Consider the following 15,406-nt stretch of genomic DNA (forward strand, 5'->3'; position numbering starts at 1 on the left):
TCGTCGGCCGCCGACTCGGCGTCCGTGCCTGCCTCCTGTCCGCGGCGTGTGGCCTCGCGGGCGCTCGCGGCCGTCTCGGCCACCTCGTCGGTCGTCGCCGCGATCTCCTCCATGTTCGCGCTGAGTGACGCCATCTCCGCGCTGATCTCGCCGAGCCGGTCGTCCTGTGCGACCGCCCGGTCCTCGATGTCGGCCGCGTTGTCGGCCACGTTCCCCGCGACCGTCTCCAGCCGAGATATCACGTCGGTCAGTCGCTCTGCAACCTGCTCCTGGCTCTCTTGGAGGCGGCGCTCTTTCCTACGCAACTCCGTCACGTCCTGGAGCGCCGTCACCGACCCCGTGAGCTCGCCGTCGGCGTCGTACATCGGCGTACTCGTGATCTTGACCAGTCGCTCCTCGTCGTCGTGGTTCAGCAGCGTCGCCTCCACGTCTCTGATCCGGGTCTCGTTCTCCATCGTCCGCTCTGCCGTCGTCGTCTGCGTTCCGTGGGTCGCCTCCGTCCGGAACACTTCGTGACCCTCCATCTCCGGGACGCGCTCGGGCGCGAGTGCCATCAGTTCCTGCATTGCCGGGTTGAACAGCAGAATCTCTGGCTCCTCGTCGGTGACGACGATCGGGACGGGTAGGTCCAGTAACGCCTGTACCCACATCATCTCGGCGTCGTCGAAGTCGGCATAGACGCCTGTCGTCGCGCCGCGCCGCCGTTGCTCTGACATCTTCATTCATCGTTCCCGGACAGTTGTCCTGAACGTTTTGGCGGGGTTATCGAACACGATAATACTCTACAGCTCCGCGACCCGTTCTCGGACCGCCGCCGCGTGTCCGTCCGGGTTCACGTCGTCGGCGTCGACGACCGCCCGCACCTCGCCGTCGGCCAGCACGAACGTGATCCGGTCGACGTATCCGCCCTCGGTGTCGAGACCGAACGCCGCCGCCACCTCGCCGTCGGGGTCGGCCAGCAGGTCGAACGTCAGTTCCTCCGCTTCGGCGAACTCACGGTGTGAGTCCACGTCGTCGGTCGAGACGCCGTAGACGGTCGCGCCGAGGTCCTGAAACCCGGGCAGTTCGTCCTGGAACTGCCGGGCCTCCAACTGACAGCCCGGCGTGCCGTCGCGGGGATAGAAGTAGACGACTGTCGGTGGCGAAAACGGCGGTATGACCGTCTCGCCGTCCTGATTCTCTGCCTCAACCTCGGGTGCGATGTCGCCTTGTTCAAGCATCGGTTCGCCCGTCGCACCGGCGGCTAATCAATCCACCACGTGTTCGGTGTCGTACGACCCGAGTCTACGGACCCAGCCCGCTTCCGCGATGTCGTCGACCGCTTCGAGCGCCGCCCGCGTGCGGTCCTCGTAGAGCCCAGCCGAGATGTCGATGTGGAAGACGTAGTCACCGAGTCGCTCGCCGCTGGGTCGGGACTCGACGCGAGTCATGTTGATATCACGCTCGGCGAACGGTTCCAGCATCTCGAGCAGCAGACCGGGGTAGTCGACGTTGGGGTAGACGATCAGCGAGGTCTTTCCGCCGCCCTCGGAGCGCTCACTGGCTGGTGCGACGACCAGAAACCGGGTCGCGTTCGAGGACTGGTCTTGAATGCCCTCGGCCAACACGTCCAGTTCCGTTCCGTTGGTCGCGTTCTCGGGGTGGCCGATGGCCGCGACCGATGGGTCCTCGCGAGCGCGCTCGACGCCGCGAGCCGTCGAGGCGACCGCTTCTAGCGCGGCCTCGGAGTACTCACTGTCCAGGTAGTCCCGACACTGGGCCAGCGCCTGTGCGTGGCTGGCGACCAGTTCGAACTCCGGGCTCTGGGCGAGCAGGGCGTGGCGGATGGGCGTGATGAGTTCCTTGACGACCGCCACGTCGTGTTCGGCGAAGGCGTCGAGCGACTCGGTGACGCTGCCCTCGATACTGTTTTCGACCGGAACGACACCGCGGTCGTACTCGCCGCCTGCGACGGCCTCGACGATAGCCGTCACCGACTCGGTGAACGCCACCTCGTCGGCAATCGCCGTCGCGGCCCGGTGTGAGTACGTTCCCGCCGGACCGAGCGTAAGTGCCTCCATCGGCGGCGTCTTCGCTTCTTTCGGATAAAAGTATCGTGGTGTCGGTTCAAAAACCCGTCACGTCGTCGCTCGAACTCGCCCACAGACCACGCGCCGACGCGGCTCGCGACCTCCCGCTCCGCACCGCGACCGGAGCACCTCAGCGGAAGAGGTTGTAGGTGTCGAGTTCGGCCGCGACGACGCCTGCACGACCGTTCTGGCTCACCTCCTCGTTTCGGGTGCGGGTGAACACGCCGCCGGTGTCGTTGGCCTCGACCCAGTCCTCGAGGTCGCCGGTATCCACGTCACTCTCCGAGTCGAAGACGAACGCCCACTGGCGGCTCGTCGTCTCGCCGTCGACCGACCAGGACTGACCGCTGGCGACCTGTCCCTCGAAGATGCCCGACTCTGGGTTCGCCCGGCCCGAACTGACATCGTCGTTTCGGGTGCTGCCGTTGACACTGGTCCCACTGTTCAGGGCGTTCACCAGCACCGACACGTCGTCGTTGTCGTCGACCGCGCGGGTTGCGTTGCCGCTTCCAGTGTCGACGATGCCTTCGACCACGTCCGTCGCCGAGGCGGCGTCCCAGTCGTCGCCGAATCCCGGTTCGACGCGCTGGCCAACGACGATAGCACTGTCCGAGAGGGCCACAGCATCGCGCGCGGTGCTCTGATTCGATGGGACGTACAGCTCGTAGCCGGCGTAGCTGCCGTCGCTCTCGTACTCTGTGTTGGTGTCGTCTTCGAGCTCGGCGGCCACCTCGCTCGTCTGGTACGACCCCGCCAGCACGCGCCCCTCGGGCAGGCCGAGGTCCATGCTCACGGACCGTCCCGTGAGTCCGAGTGTCCCGTAGCTCGCTTCAAGCGAGCGGTACGTGTTCGGAGAGAACGACTCACGGTTGTCGTAGATTCCCTGCTGGTCCGTCCCGTCGAAAGCCAGTGTATCGGCGTTCTGGTCGAACTGGTCGGCCGGATAGAGCCACTGCTGGTAGTCGCCCAACCCGCCACCACCGATGAACGGGACCGCGTCTGTGACCGTGCTACACCCCGCGACCGCGCCAGTACCCAGCACAGCACTGGCGGTGAGGAACCGCCGACGTGTCTGTTCCATGTACTATTTCTGCATGTTGTAATATAAAATATATTCGATAGTAGATACCCTGAACCGACCGACTGCTCGGTCTCGCTACCCAGATTGGGGGCGGTGTGACTGTCCGCAGCGGAGGCGACCGTGACCGTCCGGCCAGTCTGACTGGCCTGCACGGCCCTCTCACGGGCGAACTGCCCGTCGTCGGCGTTACCCTCAATGTGCTCGCCCATAATATCGGTGTCGGCGTTACTCTGTGAGTCGAAGACGAACACGGACTGGGAGTCGACCGTCGCACCGTTGCTACTGGCGGCCTCCCCGCTGACGACGAGTCCCTCGAACTCGCCACTCTCGGTGGTAGCGTCGCCGGAGCCGACGGGTCCGGACGCTCGCGGTGAGGAAACTGCTACTGCTGAGCGTAACGGCCAGTGGACGCGGCTACCCGCTCACACGCTCTCGAGTTCGAACAACCGGAGTTTGAGGTACAACCGAATCGTGAGTAGGACGGTACAGCCGAGGAACGAGGAGACCGCCAGTTCGACGACGGACAGCCCCGTGCCCGAGGCCGCGAACGGATTGACGCCGTCCATCGCCTGGATGTAGCTCTCGACGGCCGAGCCGCCGCCCAGGCCGATCATAAAGTAGACGACGGTCAGCCCGATGGCCAGCCCGCCGGTTCCGAAGGCCAGGTAGGACGCGAAATCCTCGACATTGAGGACGGCCTGCGCCTGTGACTCGTCGAGCGGGTGATTACGGATCCGGTACAGCGCGGCCCCGATGAGTAGGAGCGCAGTGAACGACACGATACCCGCACCGACGACCCCAAGAATCAGCACCTTCGGCGAGGCCGTCGCCGGGTCGGCCGCCGGGAGGTACTCCATCGCTGTCGACGGAAAGAGGAGATAGATGGGCAGGAGCAGGGTGAGTCCGCCCAGGAGGAGACTCTGCAGGGTCAGCTTCGTGACGGTCGTCTGTGAGAAGTCCGTCCGCCGCTGGAGACGCAACTGGTTGTACATCGATCCGGAGAGAACCGCACTCGTGATGTCGTCGGTGTCGTCCGTATCGTCCGTATCGGCCATATCGTCCATATCGTCTGTCATGTCTATCCGGTCGTCTCTTACCCCCGTGTTTCGAAATCGTAAGTATAGGTCTTTTGCCCGCTTCCACCGTCGAGTCGAGCGCCCGAGGGAGAACTAACTGTCGGAATTGGTGAACGAGTTCCGCCCGACGGCGGAGGCGTCGTCCTCAGCGGTTCAGCGTGTGGATAGCCTGCCCCATCGCGTTGGCGGCCGCCTCCATCACCGCCTCCGAGAGCGTTGGGTGTGTGTGGACGGTCGCCACCATATCCTCCAGCGTCGCGCCCATTTCAATGGCCAGACCGACCTCCGCGATCAACTCCGAGGCCTCCGGGCTCACGATCTGTGCCCCCAGGACGAAGCCGTCCGCGCCGTCGGCGACGATCCGGACGAACCCGTCGGTGTCGTCGTGCGTGAGTGCTCGCCCGGACGCGCGGAGGGGTAACTCCCCGACGACGGGGTCGAAACCGGCTGCCTCGGCATCGCGTTCGGTCAGCCCGACTGTCCCAATCTCCGGGTCTGTGAACACCGCCGCGGGGACCGCCTGCTGGTCCAACGCGGCCGGTTCGCCGGCGATCACTGCCGCCGCGACCTCGCCGGCTTTCATACCCTCGTGGGCGAGCATCGGCTCGCCGGCAACGTCGCCGACGGCGAAGACGTGGTCGACGTTCGTGCGCGCCCGGTCGTCGGTCGGCACGAACCCGTCGTCGTCGGTGTCGACACCCGCCGCGTCGAGGGCGACGGTGTCGGTCACCGGCTCGCGCCCGACCGCGACCAGCGCCTTCGTAGCGTCGTACTCGGAGACCGAGCCGTCCTCGCCCTCGGTGACGACGGTCAGCCCCTCGTCGTGTTCCTCCCAGTCGGCGGCGACCTCCTCGAACCGAAAGTCGACACCGAGCGACTGCACGCGTTGGGTGACCACCCGCGTCACGTCGGCCTCGTACATCGGCAGCGCCTGGTCCAGCGCCTCGACCACCGTGACGTCGCTCCCGGCCTTGGCGAACACCGTCGCCAGTTCCATGCCGATGTACCCCGCCCCGACGACGAGCAACTCCTCTGGCACCGAGTCGAGCGCGAGCGCGTGCCGGGAGGAGAGAATCGCCTCGCCGTCGAACGGTAGTGGAGGCAGTTCGACCGGCCGGCTCCCCGTTGCGACGACCGCGTACTCGAACTCGATGGATTCGGACCCCTGCCCCTCACCACCGTGGACGACTCTCGCCGTGTTCTCGTCGGCGAACTCGGCCGTCCCCTCCACCAGGTTGACGCCGGTCCCCTCACAGAGCCGTTCGACGCCGGTCGTGAGCTGGTCGACCACCTTGTCTTTCCAGCCAACCATGCCGGCCATGTCGATGGCGGGGTCGGCGTGGACGCCCATGTGCTCGGCCTCGCGGGCCCCGTGGGCCACGTCCGTCGCCGAGACGAGCGCCTTCGAGGGAATACAGCCGTGGTTGAGACAGGTCCCGCCGTAGGCCTCTTTCTCGACGAGGGTCACGTCGAGGCCGAATTGGGCGGCCCGGATCGCCGCCACGTACCCGCCGGGGCCCGCGCCGATTACCAGTACGTCAGTGCCAGTCGCGATATCGCCGACGACCATACCCCGGTAACGCGCCCCCAGAGTTTGAGTGTGCGGGTTGGCTTTATCTCTCGTCGGGCCGACCAGTTTAGGCATGGAAGAACGCCTGTTCGAACAGACCGACGAGCGTGACGCCGCCGAGACGGCTGCTCTGTTGCGCTCGCTCGCCGACGACCTCGAATCGGGGACCGGCTTCGACGCACTGGCCGGCGAGACCCTCGACGCCGGCGTCCCGACCGCGATGACCGTCGACGTCGAACTCGACCGGGAGACCGAGACCGACGAGCGGGAACTGGAGGTCGAACTCCTGTGGGACCCCGCCGACGAGCGCGAGACCGCGCCGACGGAGACGGCCGGCACGGACGACCCGTCGGCGACCGACTCCGCCGACACCACGGCCGACCCCACGAACGCGTCGGCCGACGCCACGCCGGCCTCACAGGCCACCTTCGAGGTGTTCCAGGACAGGGCCGACGAGTGGCGCTGGCGGCTCCGCCACCGCAACGGCAACATCGTCGCCGACAGCGGTGAGGGGTACGCGCGCCGGAAAGACGCGATGAACGGTTTAGAGAGCGTCCAGCGGAACGCTCCGGGAGCCGAGGTGGAGATCGAGGAGTAGCACGATACAGCGACGACCGGATCAAAAACATCATCCGAGTAACCTTTCTACTGGCGGGCGATGGACGCCGCCACGTGGAGTCTGCCGGTCACGGCGCTCGATAGCGACAGCCGAGTGACCCGCCAATTCGGGAGACAACTCGTCGAGCGCGCCTGGGCGGCCGATGCGCTGGACGTGACGGGGTGTCTGACGGTCGTCCGGGCGGCGCTCACCGACGATGACGCGCTCGTCCGTGCCGCGGCGCTGGTCGGACGACGTGATCACTCCCGAACAGTCCGTGTCACTGATTCGTGAGTGTACCCGAGACGAGGACCAGCGCGCCTACTCGCTGTCGTTCGATTTGCTCGAGGCGGTCGCCAGAAGCGAGTCGAGCGTAACGGCTGCGGTGTGGGCTGTCGCGCTATCCTGCCTGGACGACGAGGTGGCGTCACGGCGGCGGGCCCTCGAATGTCTGCAGGAACTCGCGGAAACGACCGACAGCAACCCAGAACGTGCCGGTGCGGCCGTCGCCGACCGTATCGCGACGGATGCCGACGCCGACGTGCGCCGTGACCGTCCGGACCCGTCCGTTACTCCAGCAACAGCAGGGTCGGGTCCCGCAGGTACTCCTTCAGCGTGTTCGTGAAGCGGGCGGCCTCCGCCCCGTCGACCACCCGGTGGTCGATCGAGAGCGAGAGGGTCATGACGTGGCGCGGGACGACTTCGCCGCTCACGGCTTCGCCGTTCGCGCTCTCCGAGGACTCACTGCGTTCGTCCTCAACGACCCACGGCCGCTTCTTGACCGCGCCGAGTCCGAGGATGGCGGTCTCGGGGTAGTTGATGATCGGCGTGGCGTACTCCCCGCCGACGGCCCCGAAGTTGGTGATGGTGAACGTTCCGCCCTGCATCTCCTCACGGGAAATCGAGCGGTCCCGCGCCTTCGCGACGAGTTCGTTGGCCTCGCTAGCAATCGAGAGCAGAGACCTCTTGCCCGCGTTCCGGAGGACGGGCACCATCAACCCGGCGTCGGTCGCGGTGGCGATCCCGACGTTGTAGTCGCCCCGCTTGACGATCTCCTCTGCGGCCTCGTCCAACTGTGAGTTGAGAATCGGGTACTCCCGGAGCGCGGCGACGACGGCTTTCACGACGAACGGGAGGTAAGTGAGCTTGATGCCGCGTTTCTCGGCTCGCTCCGCGAGGTCGCCGCGGGCCTCGACGAGGCCGGTTACGTCCACCTGGTCGTGGTGGGTGACGTGGGGTGCGGTGAACTTCGACTGTTCCATCTGCTGGCCGATAGTCCGGCGCACGCCGCGGTAGGGGACGCGCTCGTCTGTGCCGGCCGCGACCGCCGAGCGCCCTGGCTCGGCCGCGTCGTCCTCGACGCCGGCTGTTACCGCGTCTGCGTCGGCCTGCTGGGCCGCTCGCTGGGACTCGGCGTACTGCCGGACGGCGTCGGTCGTCACGACCGACTCGCCGTCACGTTCCTCTGTCGCCGGCACCGCGTCGATGTCCACGTCGAGTTCCTTCGCCACGCTACGGGTCGCCGGAGTGGCTAGCGTCCGGTCGCGGTCGGCCAACGCTGAGCCCGCATCCTCGGTGGTCGGTTGTGCCCCCTCGACGACGCTGGGCTGTGCGCCGCCCGGCGGTTCCTCGGTCTCGGCGGCGTCGGCCCCAGCCGTTGGTTCGGGGTCCGCCGTGTCGGCTGCCTCCTCGGCGGTGGCCCGCACGTCGGCCGCTGTGACGCGGTTGCCCGGCCCCGACCCGTCGACGGCGGCGAGGTCGACGCCGAGTTCGCGGGCCAGTCGACGGGCGCTGGGCGCGGCGAACACCCGCCCGCCGGACTCGCCGTTCGTGCTCGGGCCGGCGGGTTCCCCGGTCGCTTCGTCCACCGTGTTTGCTGCCGCCGTGTCGGTGGATCCGGCCTCGGTGCCGACCGTTTCGTCGTCAGTCTCGCCCGCTACCTCGAACACGATGATGACATCGCCGACGGGCACCACCTCACCGGCCGCCGCGCGCAACGATTCGACCGTCCCGTTCACCGGCGAGGGGACCTCTACGACGGCTTTGTCGGTCTCGACTTCGGCGACAGGTTGGTCCTCGGAGACGGGGTCGCCGGGTTCGACGAGCCACTGGACAATCTCGCCCTCGGCGACGCCCTCGCCTACGTCGGGGAGTTTGAACTCGCGGACCATCGCTAGAACTCCACGGTCTCGCGGATACCGTCCTCGATCCGTGCGGCCTCAGGCAGGTAGTAGTCCTCCAGTGCGTACAGCGGGTACGGCGTATCGAACCCGGTCACCCGGTTAATCGGTGCCTCCTGGTAGAGTAGGACGTCCTCCTGGATCGTGGCGACGATTTCGCCGGCCAGCCCGCCGGTCTTCGGGGCCTCGTGGACGACGACCGCGCGCCCAGTCTTCTTGAACGACTCGACGATGGCGGCCTCGTCCATCGGCGAGAGCGTCCGGAGGTCGACCACCTCGCAGTCGATCCCCTCCTCGGCGAGGTTCGCTGCGGCCGCCATCGTCGGACGGGTCATCGCGCCCCAGGTGAACACGGACACGTCAGTGCCCTCCCGGCGGACCGCGGCCTCGCCCAGCGGCACGGTGTAGGGCTCGTCGGGCACTTCCTCGCGGAATGCCCGGTAGATGAGCTTGGGTTCGAGGAAGATCACCGGGTCCGGGTCGCGAATCGCCGAGGCGAGTAGCCCCTTCGTGTCGTACGGTGTCGAGGGGATAACGACCTTGAGACCGGCCTCGTGGACGAAGAAGGCCTCTTTCGACTCGGAGTGGTGTTCCGGTGCGCGGATACCGCCGCCGTAGGGGGCCCGCACCACGAGTGGGCAGCTAAAACGCCCCCTGCTTCGGGTGCGCAGGCGGGCAGCGTGGCTGATAATCTGGTCGAACGCAGGGTAAATGAACCCCATGAACTGTATCTCGGTCACCGGGCGGAGGCCGTAGGCGGCCATGCCGATAGCGGTGCCGACGATGCCCGACTCCGCGAGTGGGGCGTCGATAACCCGGTCTTGGCCGAACTCCTCAATAAGGCCCTGTGTGGCCCGGAAGACGCCGCCGTTCTCGCCCACGTCCTCGCCCATCACGAGGACGTCGTCGTCCCGTTGCATCTCGCCGTACAACCCGTCGCGGACGGCCTGTACCAGCGTGAGATCCTGTGCCTCGGTCTCGGTATCGGTTGCCTGACTCATATTATTCGAGGAGGGCGTCGTCGCCGTGTCGGTCCCTGACGCGCTCGAAGTACTCCACCTGTTGGTGTAAGCGTTGGGGCACCTCCGCGTAGACGTGCGCGAACATCTCCGCCGGTTCGGGCCGTTCGACCGCCTCCGCGGCGTCGATGGCCTCGGCCACTACGTCCGTGTGTTCCTGTTCGATGGCCTCGACGGCCTCGTCGTCAAGCAGGCCGCGTTCGCGCAGGAACGTCTCCAGCCGTGGGATGGGGTCCTTCCCTTTCCACTCCTTGACCTCGTCGTCGTCCCGGTAGACGGAAGGGTCGTCGGCGGTGGTGTCGGCCCCGAACCGGTACTGGACGGCCTCGATCATCGTCGGCCGTAATTCGTCTTCGCCCGGATCTTTGGCCTTCGCGACGGCCTCGCGGGTGACCTGGTACACCGCGAGGGGGTCCATCCCGTCGACCTGCACGCCCTCGAAGCCGTAGGCGTGGGCCTTCTGGGCCAGCGTCGCGCTCGCGGTCTGGCGCTCCCGGGGGACCGAGATCGCCCACTGGTTGTTGTTACAGAAGAACACGGCAGGTACGTCGAACACGCCGGCGAAGTTCATGCCCTCGTGGAAGTCGCCCTCGCTGGTCGCGCCGTCCCCGAAGTAACAGAGGAAGGCCTTCCGCTCGCCTCTCAACTTGGAGGCCCAGGCCGCCCCCGTCGCGTGGGGGACCTGCGTGGCGATGGGGACCGCCATCGTGAACATGTTGACGTCCTCGGGGACGGCGTTGCCGCCCTCGTGGCCCATCCAGAACAGCAGGATCTGTTTCAGGGGGACGCCACGAGTCAGCGCCGCGCCGGCCTCCCGGTAGCTCGGGAACAGCCAGTCCGCTTCGTCGAGCGCGTGGGCGCTCCCGACCTGCGAGGCCTCCTGCCCCGACAGGGGTGGGTAAGTCCCCATCCGGCCCTGTCGCTGGAGGCTGACTGCCCGTTGGTCGAAGTGTCTGGCTAACCTGATCTCCCGATACATGTCGACGAGTTCCTCGTCGCCCAGGTCCGGTACCGTCGCGCCATCCCGGACCTGCCCGTCCTCGTCGAGGATCTCGACCCGCTCGCCTGGGTCACGCTGTAGGGTACTCATAGTGGCCTCCGACAACACATACCATACACGTCGCGTCGCTCGCTTATAGGATTTTGGTAAATAACTTTCGTTACCACGCAATCTTGCCCGCGGCGCGCCGCTGTCCGTCGTTCTCGACTGGCGATTCTCGGACTTTCCGTGTCGCGATCGGTGTAGAAGTGGACGAACGTTTCACACCGGTGTCGGTCGCCGGTCCGGCGCGCTCGCGTCCGCGGGTCGCGCGCGGTCGTGACGACGAGTGGCAGCGCGCAGTCCGGCACACAAGGCTTATTCCACCAGTCCGGGTCGCACCGGACGTGTCAATCCAGGGGTCGGTACGGCTGTTCGTGCAGTTTCTCGTTGCCGTGCTCGTCCTCTGTCTGGCGTTTTTCAGCGGCCTCCTCGGCGGATCGCTCGCGCCGTTGCTCCGTCTCGACGAGCTGGCCGCCATCGCCACGATTCCGCTCACGTTGCTGTGTTACCTGATGATCCTCGGTCCGCTCGCACTCATCGCGGTGATCACGAGCGACGTGTCCCGAGAGTCAGAGCCGTCGGCGTGGCGGGAGGACCTCGGCCGCGGTCTCGTCTGGTCGGTCCCCGGTGTCATCGTCGGTGGCGGCCTCGTGTTCGGCGTCCCGGATCGGCTGTCGACGACGCTCCCGCTGGTGGCGCTGTCGGCAGCCGTCGTCGCGTTCGTCTTCGCCGGTGACGCGGTGAATGGCCGTGACTTCGACACGGCCCTGTGGAGCGCCGGTGGAACGACGTTCCTGCTCGTACTGCCGGCGGTGCTGTTTCCGGCCTTCGAACTCGCCGGCCTCCTTCTCGCGGCGGTGGTCGGGATCGCTTCAACTCTCGCCGTCCAGGGACGGCTTCGGACTGGACTCCCGTTCGACCGTCGCGTCTCGGTGTCGCTCGCCGTCGTCTTCGCGCTCGTCGCCGGGGGCGCGATGGCCTACGACCTCTCCGGTCCGCGACCGACCGCCTCGCTGGATCACGAGTCGACGGTGAACCTCTCGGAGACGACCGTCCGAACGTACTCGTACAGCGATGTGGGTGAACGACGCGCGACGATTTCGGTCGGGACCCTGACGGTCCACAACGAGTTCGACTTCGCCCGGACGACCGATCTGCCGTCCTCCGACGCGTGTCTGTACGGGGAGGATGGAGTCGAACTCGAAACCACGTTCGCCCTGCCGTCGGTCGCCGACGGCGACGACTGGATCCGGAGCGAGGACGCGGTCCGTCTCCCCGGAGAAAGCCGCCACCGCTACCCCGTCTTCGTCCTCTTCGAGGACCGCGTGTCTCGCGTTCCGCCCGAAATCACTGAACTGGGAACCGTCCCGGTCCGCCGGGCCGAGAGTTGTCCCGAGACGACGGACGGGCCGGCGCTGGTGCTGGTTCCTGACGACGAACGTGGCCGACGATAATCGTCACTCACTGTGAGGGACGGTCACGATCATGCCGGTTCGTCTCGGAACTTCGTGATCGGAACGTCCGAGATACTGTCGTAATCGCCGTCGGCACCGACGAGCAAGGTACCGTCGACGTGGGTTGCGGTCGCGAGTGCGAATGCGTCTCCGAGTGCGGGTGCGTGGCGGGACTTGAAATCCGAGGCGAGTCGCCACGTGTCTGCCGTGTCGATCCGCTCGATCCCACTCTCTTCGAGGACGTCGACGATCATCTCGGCCCGTTCTTCGCTGTCGAGCCCTCGAACGACGTAGTGGACTTCAGCGAGGTTGACTGCCGAGATGTATCCCGCCACAGATCCCTCCACGCCGGCGATGTATCTCTCGACGACGTCACTCCCTGGTTCGTCGCGGAAGTACGCGATGAGCGGTTCGGCGTCGAAGACGACCGTCTCAGGCAACTCGTCTGTCATTCGTCCGTTCTCTCGGTTTCGTCGCGGTCGCGGTCGCGCAATTCCGTCTCCCTGGCGGCGTCACGCTCTCGACTCTCACGGAACCGTTCCGTCGCCGTCCGTCCCTCGTCGTCGGTTTTGCCTGCCAGTATGCCCCGGAGATCGGTCGCCGAGCGGATCGGCCGCACGACGATTTCGCCCTCGTCTGTCCGGACGAACTTCACACGCCCCGGCGTGTCGATTCCCAACTCCTCCCGGAACTCCTTGGGAATCGTCGCCTGCCCCCGCGACGACACCGAGACCACTTTCTCTGATTCTGTTCCGCTCATACTCTCTCTATCCATTACTTCGAGAGATTCATACTAAACGGTGTTGCTGACGCCGCCGAACCGTCGCCTCGTGATCGCCTGTCCCCAACCGGTCCGCTTGCGTTTGCTCACGTCACGCGGTCGCTGACACAAGGCTTATTCTGGCCGTCCGGGTCGCACGAAACGTATCAAACAGCGATCCATTCCGGCTGGCAATGCAGGTGCTCATCGCTGGGGGTTCTGTTGATCGCCGCGGGCAGTGGCCTCCTCGGCGGTTCGTTCGCGCCGTTGGTCCGGTTCGAGGGGCTGGAGGCACCGGTCGTCCCGCTCATGCTGAGTTTCTGCGTCATGGTCGGTTTTCTCTTCATCTTCGGTGCGATGGCGGCGGCGGAGACTTCGGGCGCGACCACTGAAGAGAGCGGCCGCAACGCCGCCGACTCCGGAATGGAGTGGGAGCACATTGCTCCCGCGCGGGCGGGAACCGCTGTCGGCTCGTTCGTCGGTGGTGGGCTGGTATTCGGCGTTCCGGACTGGCTCTCCACAACACTGCCGGTCGTCGCGCTGTTCGCGGCGGCCGTCGCGTTCGTCTTCGCCGGCGACGCGGTGTTGGAGTGATGATCTACGACCTGTCCGGCCCTCGTCCCACGACTGAACTCGACACCGAGTCGACGGTGAACCTCTCGACCCACGAGAATCGATTTTACAGCCGAGGCGATACCGGGCGGAAGCGACCGATGGTCGTGGTCGGGACGGTTACGGCTCGCAACGAGTTCGACTTCGGGCGCACCGCTGACCTCCCCGGGTACGCGGTATGTCTCTACGGAGCAAACGTGACACGACCGGTGATCGTCGGTCGGAGCCGCGATCACTGGACGATCAGCAATAGACTGCCTCTGCGGACGTTCCAGGGCGTGTGTGGCGGTACGCGCTCCGACCGATAGCGTGGCCTCGGTCGACCGTCCCGATACCCCCGTCCGTCGAGCCGTCGCGTCAGTCGATGGAGATAGCGTAGACCGTCCCGTTCACGCTACCCGCGTAGAGGGTATCGCCCACGACGGCCGGTCCACCCCGGTTGACCGCGTAGCCGTCGCTCTCGATGGGCGTCTCCACGGACCACCGTTCGCTCCCGTCGCTGGGGTCGAGCGCGCGGACCGACGCTTTGGCGACGACGAAGAGAGTGTCCCCGACCACCGCGGGCGGCGACTGGGCGAACAGCCCGTCCCACACTCGCTCCCCGCTGTCGGCGTCGAGGGCGGTGAGGCGTGCCTCCTCGGGCCCGGACGCGTACACCGTCCCGTCCGCGACGACCGGCGACGCGTGGAACTCGTCCCCGGAACCCCCGCCAAAGCGCCACTGCTGGTCGCCGGTGTCGGCGTCGACCGCGTACACGTCACCGTTGGCCATGTACACCGCCCCGTCGGCGACGGCTGGCCGGGCCGTCGGGGTCGCTCCGACGTCCACGCGCCAGACGGCTTCGCCGGTCTCGGCGTCCAGTGCGTACAGGTGGTCGTCGCGGATCGCCACGTAGACGGTCCCGTCGACGACCCGCGGGGTCCCGGAGACGATCCCGCTCGACTCGTACCGCCAGAGTTCCTCGCCGGTGTCCGGAGCCAGCGCGTAGACGTTGCCGTCGAGGCTCCCGAAGTAGAGCCGTCCGTCCGCGAGGACCGGCACCGAGGTCGAGCCGCCGACACCGGCCTGCCACAGCTGTGCCCCCGTGTCGGCGTCGACCGCGTAGACGTTCCCGTCCCCGGGGAGGGTCTGGAAGTAGACGGCCCCGTCGCCGACCGCCGGCCCCGTCCGCGTCCCGTTGACCGGTCGGCTCGGGGCCCGCGTCTCGAACGTCCACTGCGCCGCGTCACTCGCCGTGTCGAGGGCGTACAGCCGTCGGTCCTCGCTGGTGATGTACACCGTCCCGTCGGCGACGGTCGGCGTCGATTCGACCTCGCCGCCGGTCTCGAACGTCCACTCGACACGCTCCCGTTCCGGATCGGGACCGTCCCGCCCGGACCCGTCGTCGCTCGTCGTGGTGTTCCCGTCGTCACCCATACAGCCGACGACCGCGGCCGCGTTCCCGACCGCGACCGACTGGAGGAACCGTCTCCGCGAGACGCCCTCGTCCATGATCCGGAGATTCGATCACTGTCAAAACAGTCTTTTGATTGACAGCCGACCGGCGATCTCCCGTCCCCCCGTCGCCGGCGACGGGAACCACAGGTGGCCACAGTGTCGCGTCCGGCCTACTCGCTCGCCCGCGCTCGCTCGCGCGCCGCCGCTGGGTCCTCGCCCTCCAGTACGGCCTCGACGAACAGTTCGCCCGCGCGATACGAGGACCGGACCATCGGGCCCGACGCGCAGTACAGAAAGTCCAGTTCCTCCTCGGCCACTCTGCGCCACGTCTCGAAGGCGTCGGGGTGGACGTACTCGCTGACTTCCAGGTGCGAGCGGGAGGGCTGGAGGTACTGGCCCAGCGTCACCACGTCGACGCCCACCGTCTTGAGGTCCCGCAGGGTCTGGTAGATCTCGTGGTCGTACTCGCCGACGCCGAGCATGAGGCTGGTCTTGGTGTAGATGTCCG

At 66.9% G+C, this 15,406-nt stretch carries 16 protein-coding genes and 1 pseudogene; 4 read left to right on the forward strand and 13 right to left on the reverse strand.

Annotated features, from left to right (window positions below; genetic code table 11):
- The 6 genes from Q0964_RS17640 to lpdA form a co-directional block, all read right to left on the reverse strand.
- The coding region (locus Q0964_RS17640) for a PAS domain-containing protein (RefSeq protein WP_299270418.1) at positions 1-716 on the reverse strand (716 nt) is incomplete at its 3' end.
- Between the two features lie 66 nt (positions 717-782).
- Positions 783-1,220 carry a peroxiredoxin gene (locus Q0964_RS17645; protein WP_299270420.1) on the reverse strand — a complete coding sequence of 146 codons (438 nt, stop codon included), beginning with the start codon at positions 1,218-1,220 and terminating at the stop codon, positions 783-785.
- A 27-nt stretch (positions 1,221-1,247) separates the two neighbouring features.
- On the reverse strand, positions 1,248-2,060 hold the full coding sequence (pheA, locus tag Q0964_RS17650; RefSeq protein WP_299270423.1) for a prephenate dehydratase: 813 nt from the start codon (positions 2,058-2,060) through the stop codon (positions 1,248-1,250).
- A 139-nt stretch (positions 2,061-2,199) separates the two neighbouring features.
- On the reverse strand, positions 2,200-3,150 hold the full coding sequence (locus Q0964_RS17655) for a hypothetical protein (protein WP_299270426.1): 951 nt from the start codon (positions 3,148-3,150) through the stop codon (positions 2,200-2,202).
- Positions 3,151-3,572: 422 nt separating this feature from the next.
- Positions 3,573-4,226: a hypothetical protein gene (locus Q0964_RS17660; protein ID WP_299270429.1), complete on the reverse strand. Its 654-nt coding sequence runs from the start codon at positions 4,224-4,226 to the stop codon at positions 3,573-3,575.
- Positions 4,227-4,371: 145 nt separating this feature from the next.
- Positions 4,372-5,796: a dihydrolipoyl dehydrogenase gene (gene lpdA, locus Q0964_RS17665; protein WP_299270432.1), complete on the reverse strand. Its 1,425-nt coding sequence runs from the start codon at positions 5,794-5,796 to the stop codon at positions 4,372-4,374.
- Between the two features lie 73 nt (positions 5,797-5,869).
- Between lpdA and Q0964_RS17670 the strand changes: the two genes are divergently transcribed.
- Both Q0964_RS17670 and Q0964_RS17675 read left to right on the forward strand, forming a co-directional pair.
- A complete protein-coding gene (locus tag Q0964_RS17670; RefSeq protein ID WP_299270435.1) occupies positions 5,870-6,394 on the forward strand; it encodes an HVO_2922 family protein in 525 nt (174 codons plus the stop codon).
- A 60-nt stretch (positions 6,395-6,454) separates the two neighbouring features.
- Positions 6,455-6,688 (forward strand): hypothetical protein, encoded by a 234-nt coding sequence (locus tag Q0964_RS17675; RefSeq protein WP_299270437.1) that lies wholly within the window; start codon positions 6,455-6,457, stop codon positions 6,686-6,688.
- A 275-nt stretch (positions 6,689-6,963) separates the two neighbouring features.
- On the opposite strand, the gene Q0964_RS17680 is transcribed toward Q0964_RS17675, so the two are convergent.
- The 3 genes from Q0964_RS17680 to pdhA are packed head-to-tail and all read right to left on the reverse strand — an operon-like array spanning position 6,964 to position 10,683.
- Positions 6,964-8,565, reverse strand: coding sequence for a dihydrolipoamide acetyltransferase family protein (locus Q0964_RS17680; RefSeq protein WP_299270440.1), 1,602 nt, complete (start codon positions 8,563-8,565; stop codon positions 6,964-6,966).
- A 2-nt stretch (positions 8,566-8,567) separates the two neighbouring features.
- On the reverse strand, positions 8,568-9,575 hold the full coding sequence (locus tag Q0964_RS17685; RefSeq protein WP_299270443.1) for an alpha-ketoacid dehydrogenase subunit beta: 1,008 nt from the start codon (positions 9,573-9,575) through the stop codon (positions 8,568-8,570).
- Between the two features lies 1 nt (position 9,576).
- Positions 9,577-10,683 (reverse strand): pyruvate dehydrogenase (acetyl-transferring) E1 component subunit alpha, encoded by a 1,107-nt coding sequence (pdhA, locus tag Q0964_RS17690; RefSeq protein ID WP_299270445.1) that lies wholly within the window; start codon positions 10,681-10,683, stop codon positions 9,577-9,579.
- A 296-nt stretch (positions 10,684-10,979) separates the two neighbouring features.
- Here pdhA and Q0964_RS17695 point away from each other — a divergent pair, with 296 nt between their 5' ends.
- Positions 10,980-12,089 (forward strand): hypothetical protein, encoded by a 1,110-nt coding sequence (locus Q0964_RS17695; protein ID WP_299270448.1) that lies wholly within the window; start codon positions 10,980-10,982, stop codon positions 12,087-12,089.
- A 29-nt stretch (positions 12,090-12,118) separates the two neighbouring features.
- Here the strand turns inward: Q0964_RS17695 and Q0964_RS17700 are convergent, their stop codons facing one another.
- The gene (locus Q0964_RS17700) at positions 12,119-12,541 is read right to left on the reverse strand and encodes a PIN domain-containing protein (protein ID WP_299270451.1); all 423 of its coding nucleotides are present in this window, start codon (positions 12,539-12,541) and stop codon (positions 12,119-12,121) included.
- Complete coding sequence (locus tag Q0964_RS17705) at positions 12,538-12,849, reverse strand: AbrB/MazE/SpoVT family DNA-binding domain-containing protein (RefSeq protein WP_299270452.1); 312 nt, start codon at positions 12,847-12,849, stop codon at positions 12,538-12,540. Before Q0964_RS17705 ends, Q0964_RS17700 begins: the two co-directional genes overlap by 4 nt.
- Positions 12,850-13,071: 222 nt before the next feature.
- Between Q0964_RS17705 and Q0964_RS17710 the strand changes: the two genes are divergently transcribed.
- Complete coding sequence (locus Q0964_RS17710; protein WP_299270453.1) at positions 13,072-13,443, forward strand: hypothetical protein; 372 nt, start codon at positions 13,072-13,074, stop codon at positions 13,441-13,443.
- Positions 13,444-13,818: 375 nt separating this feature from the next.
- Here Q0964_RS17710 and Q0964_RS17715 read toward each other — a convergent pair whose 3' ends face one another.
- Both Q0964_RS17715 and Q0964_RS17720 read right to left on the reverse strand, forming a co-directional pair.
- Positions 13,819-14,952, reverse strand: coding sequence for an outer membrane protein assembly factor BamB family protein (locus Q0964_RS17715; protein ID WP_299270455.1), 1,134 nt, complete (start codon positions 14,950-14,952; stop codon positions 13,819-13,821).
- Between the two features lie 116 nt (positions 14,953-15,068).
- Positions 15,069-15,406 (reverse strand): annotated as a pseudogene (locus tag Q0964_RS17720) (lipoyl synthase); the annotation flags it as partial.

The sequence above is a fragment of the Halorientalis sp. genome, from assembly GCF_028275115.1.
In the GTDB taxonomy this organism is placed as follows: Archaea; Halobacteriota; Halobacteria; order Halobacteriales; family Haloarculaceae; genus Halorientalis.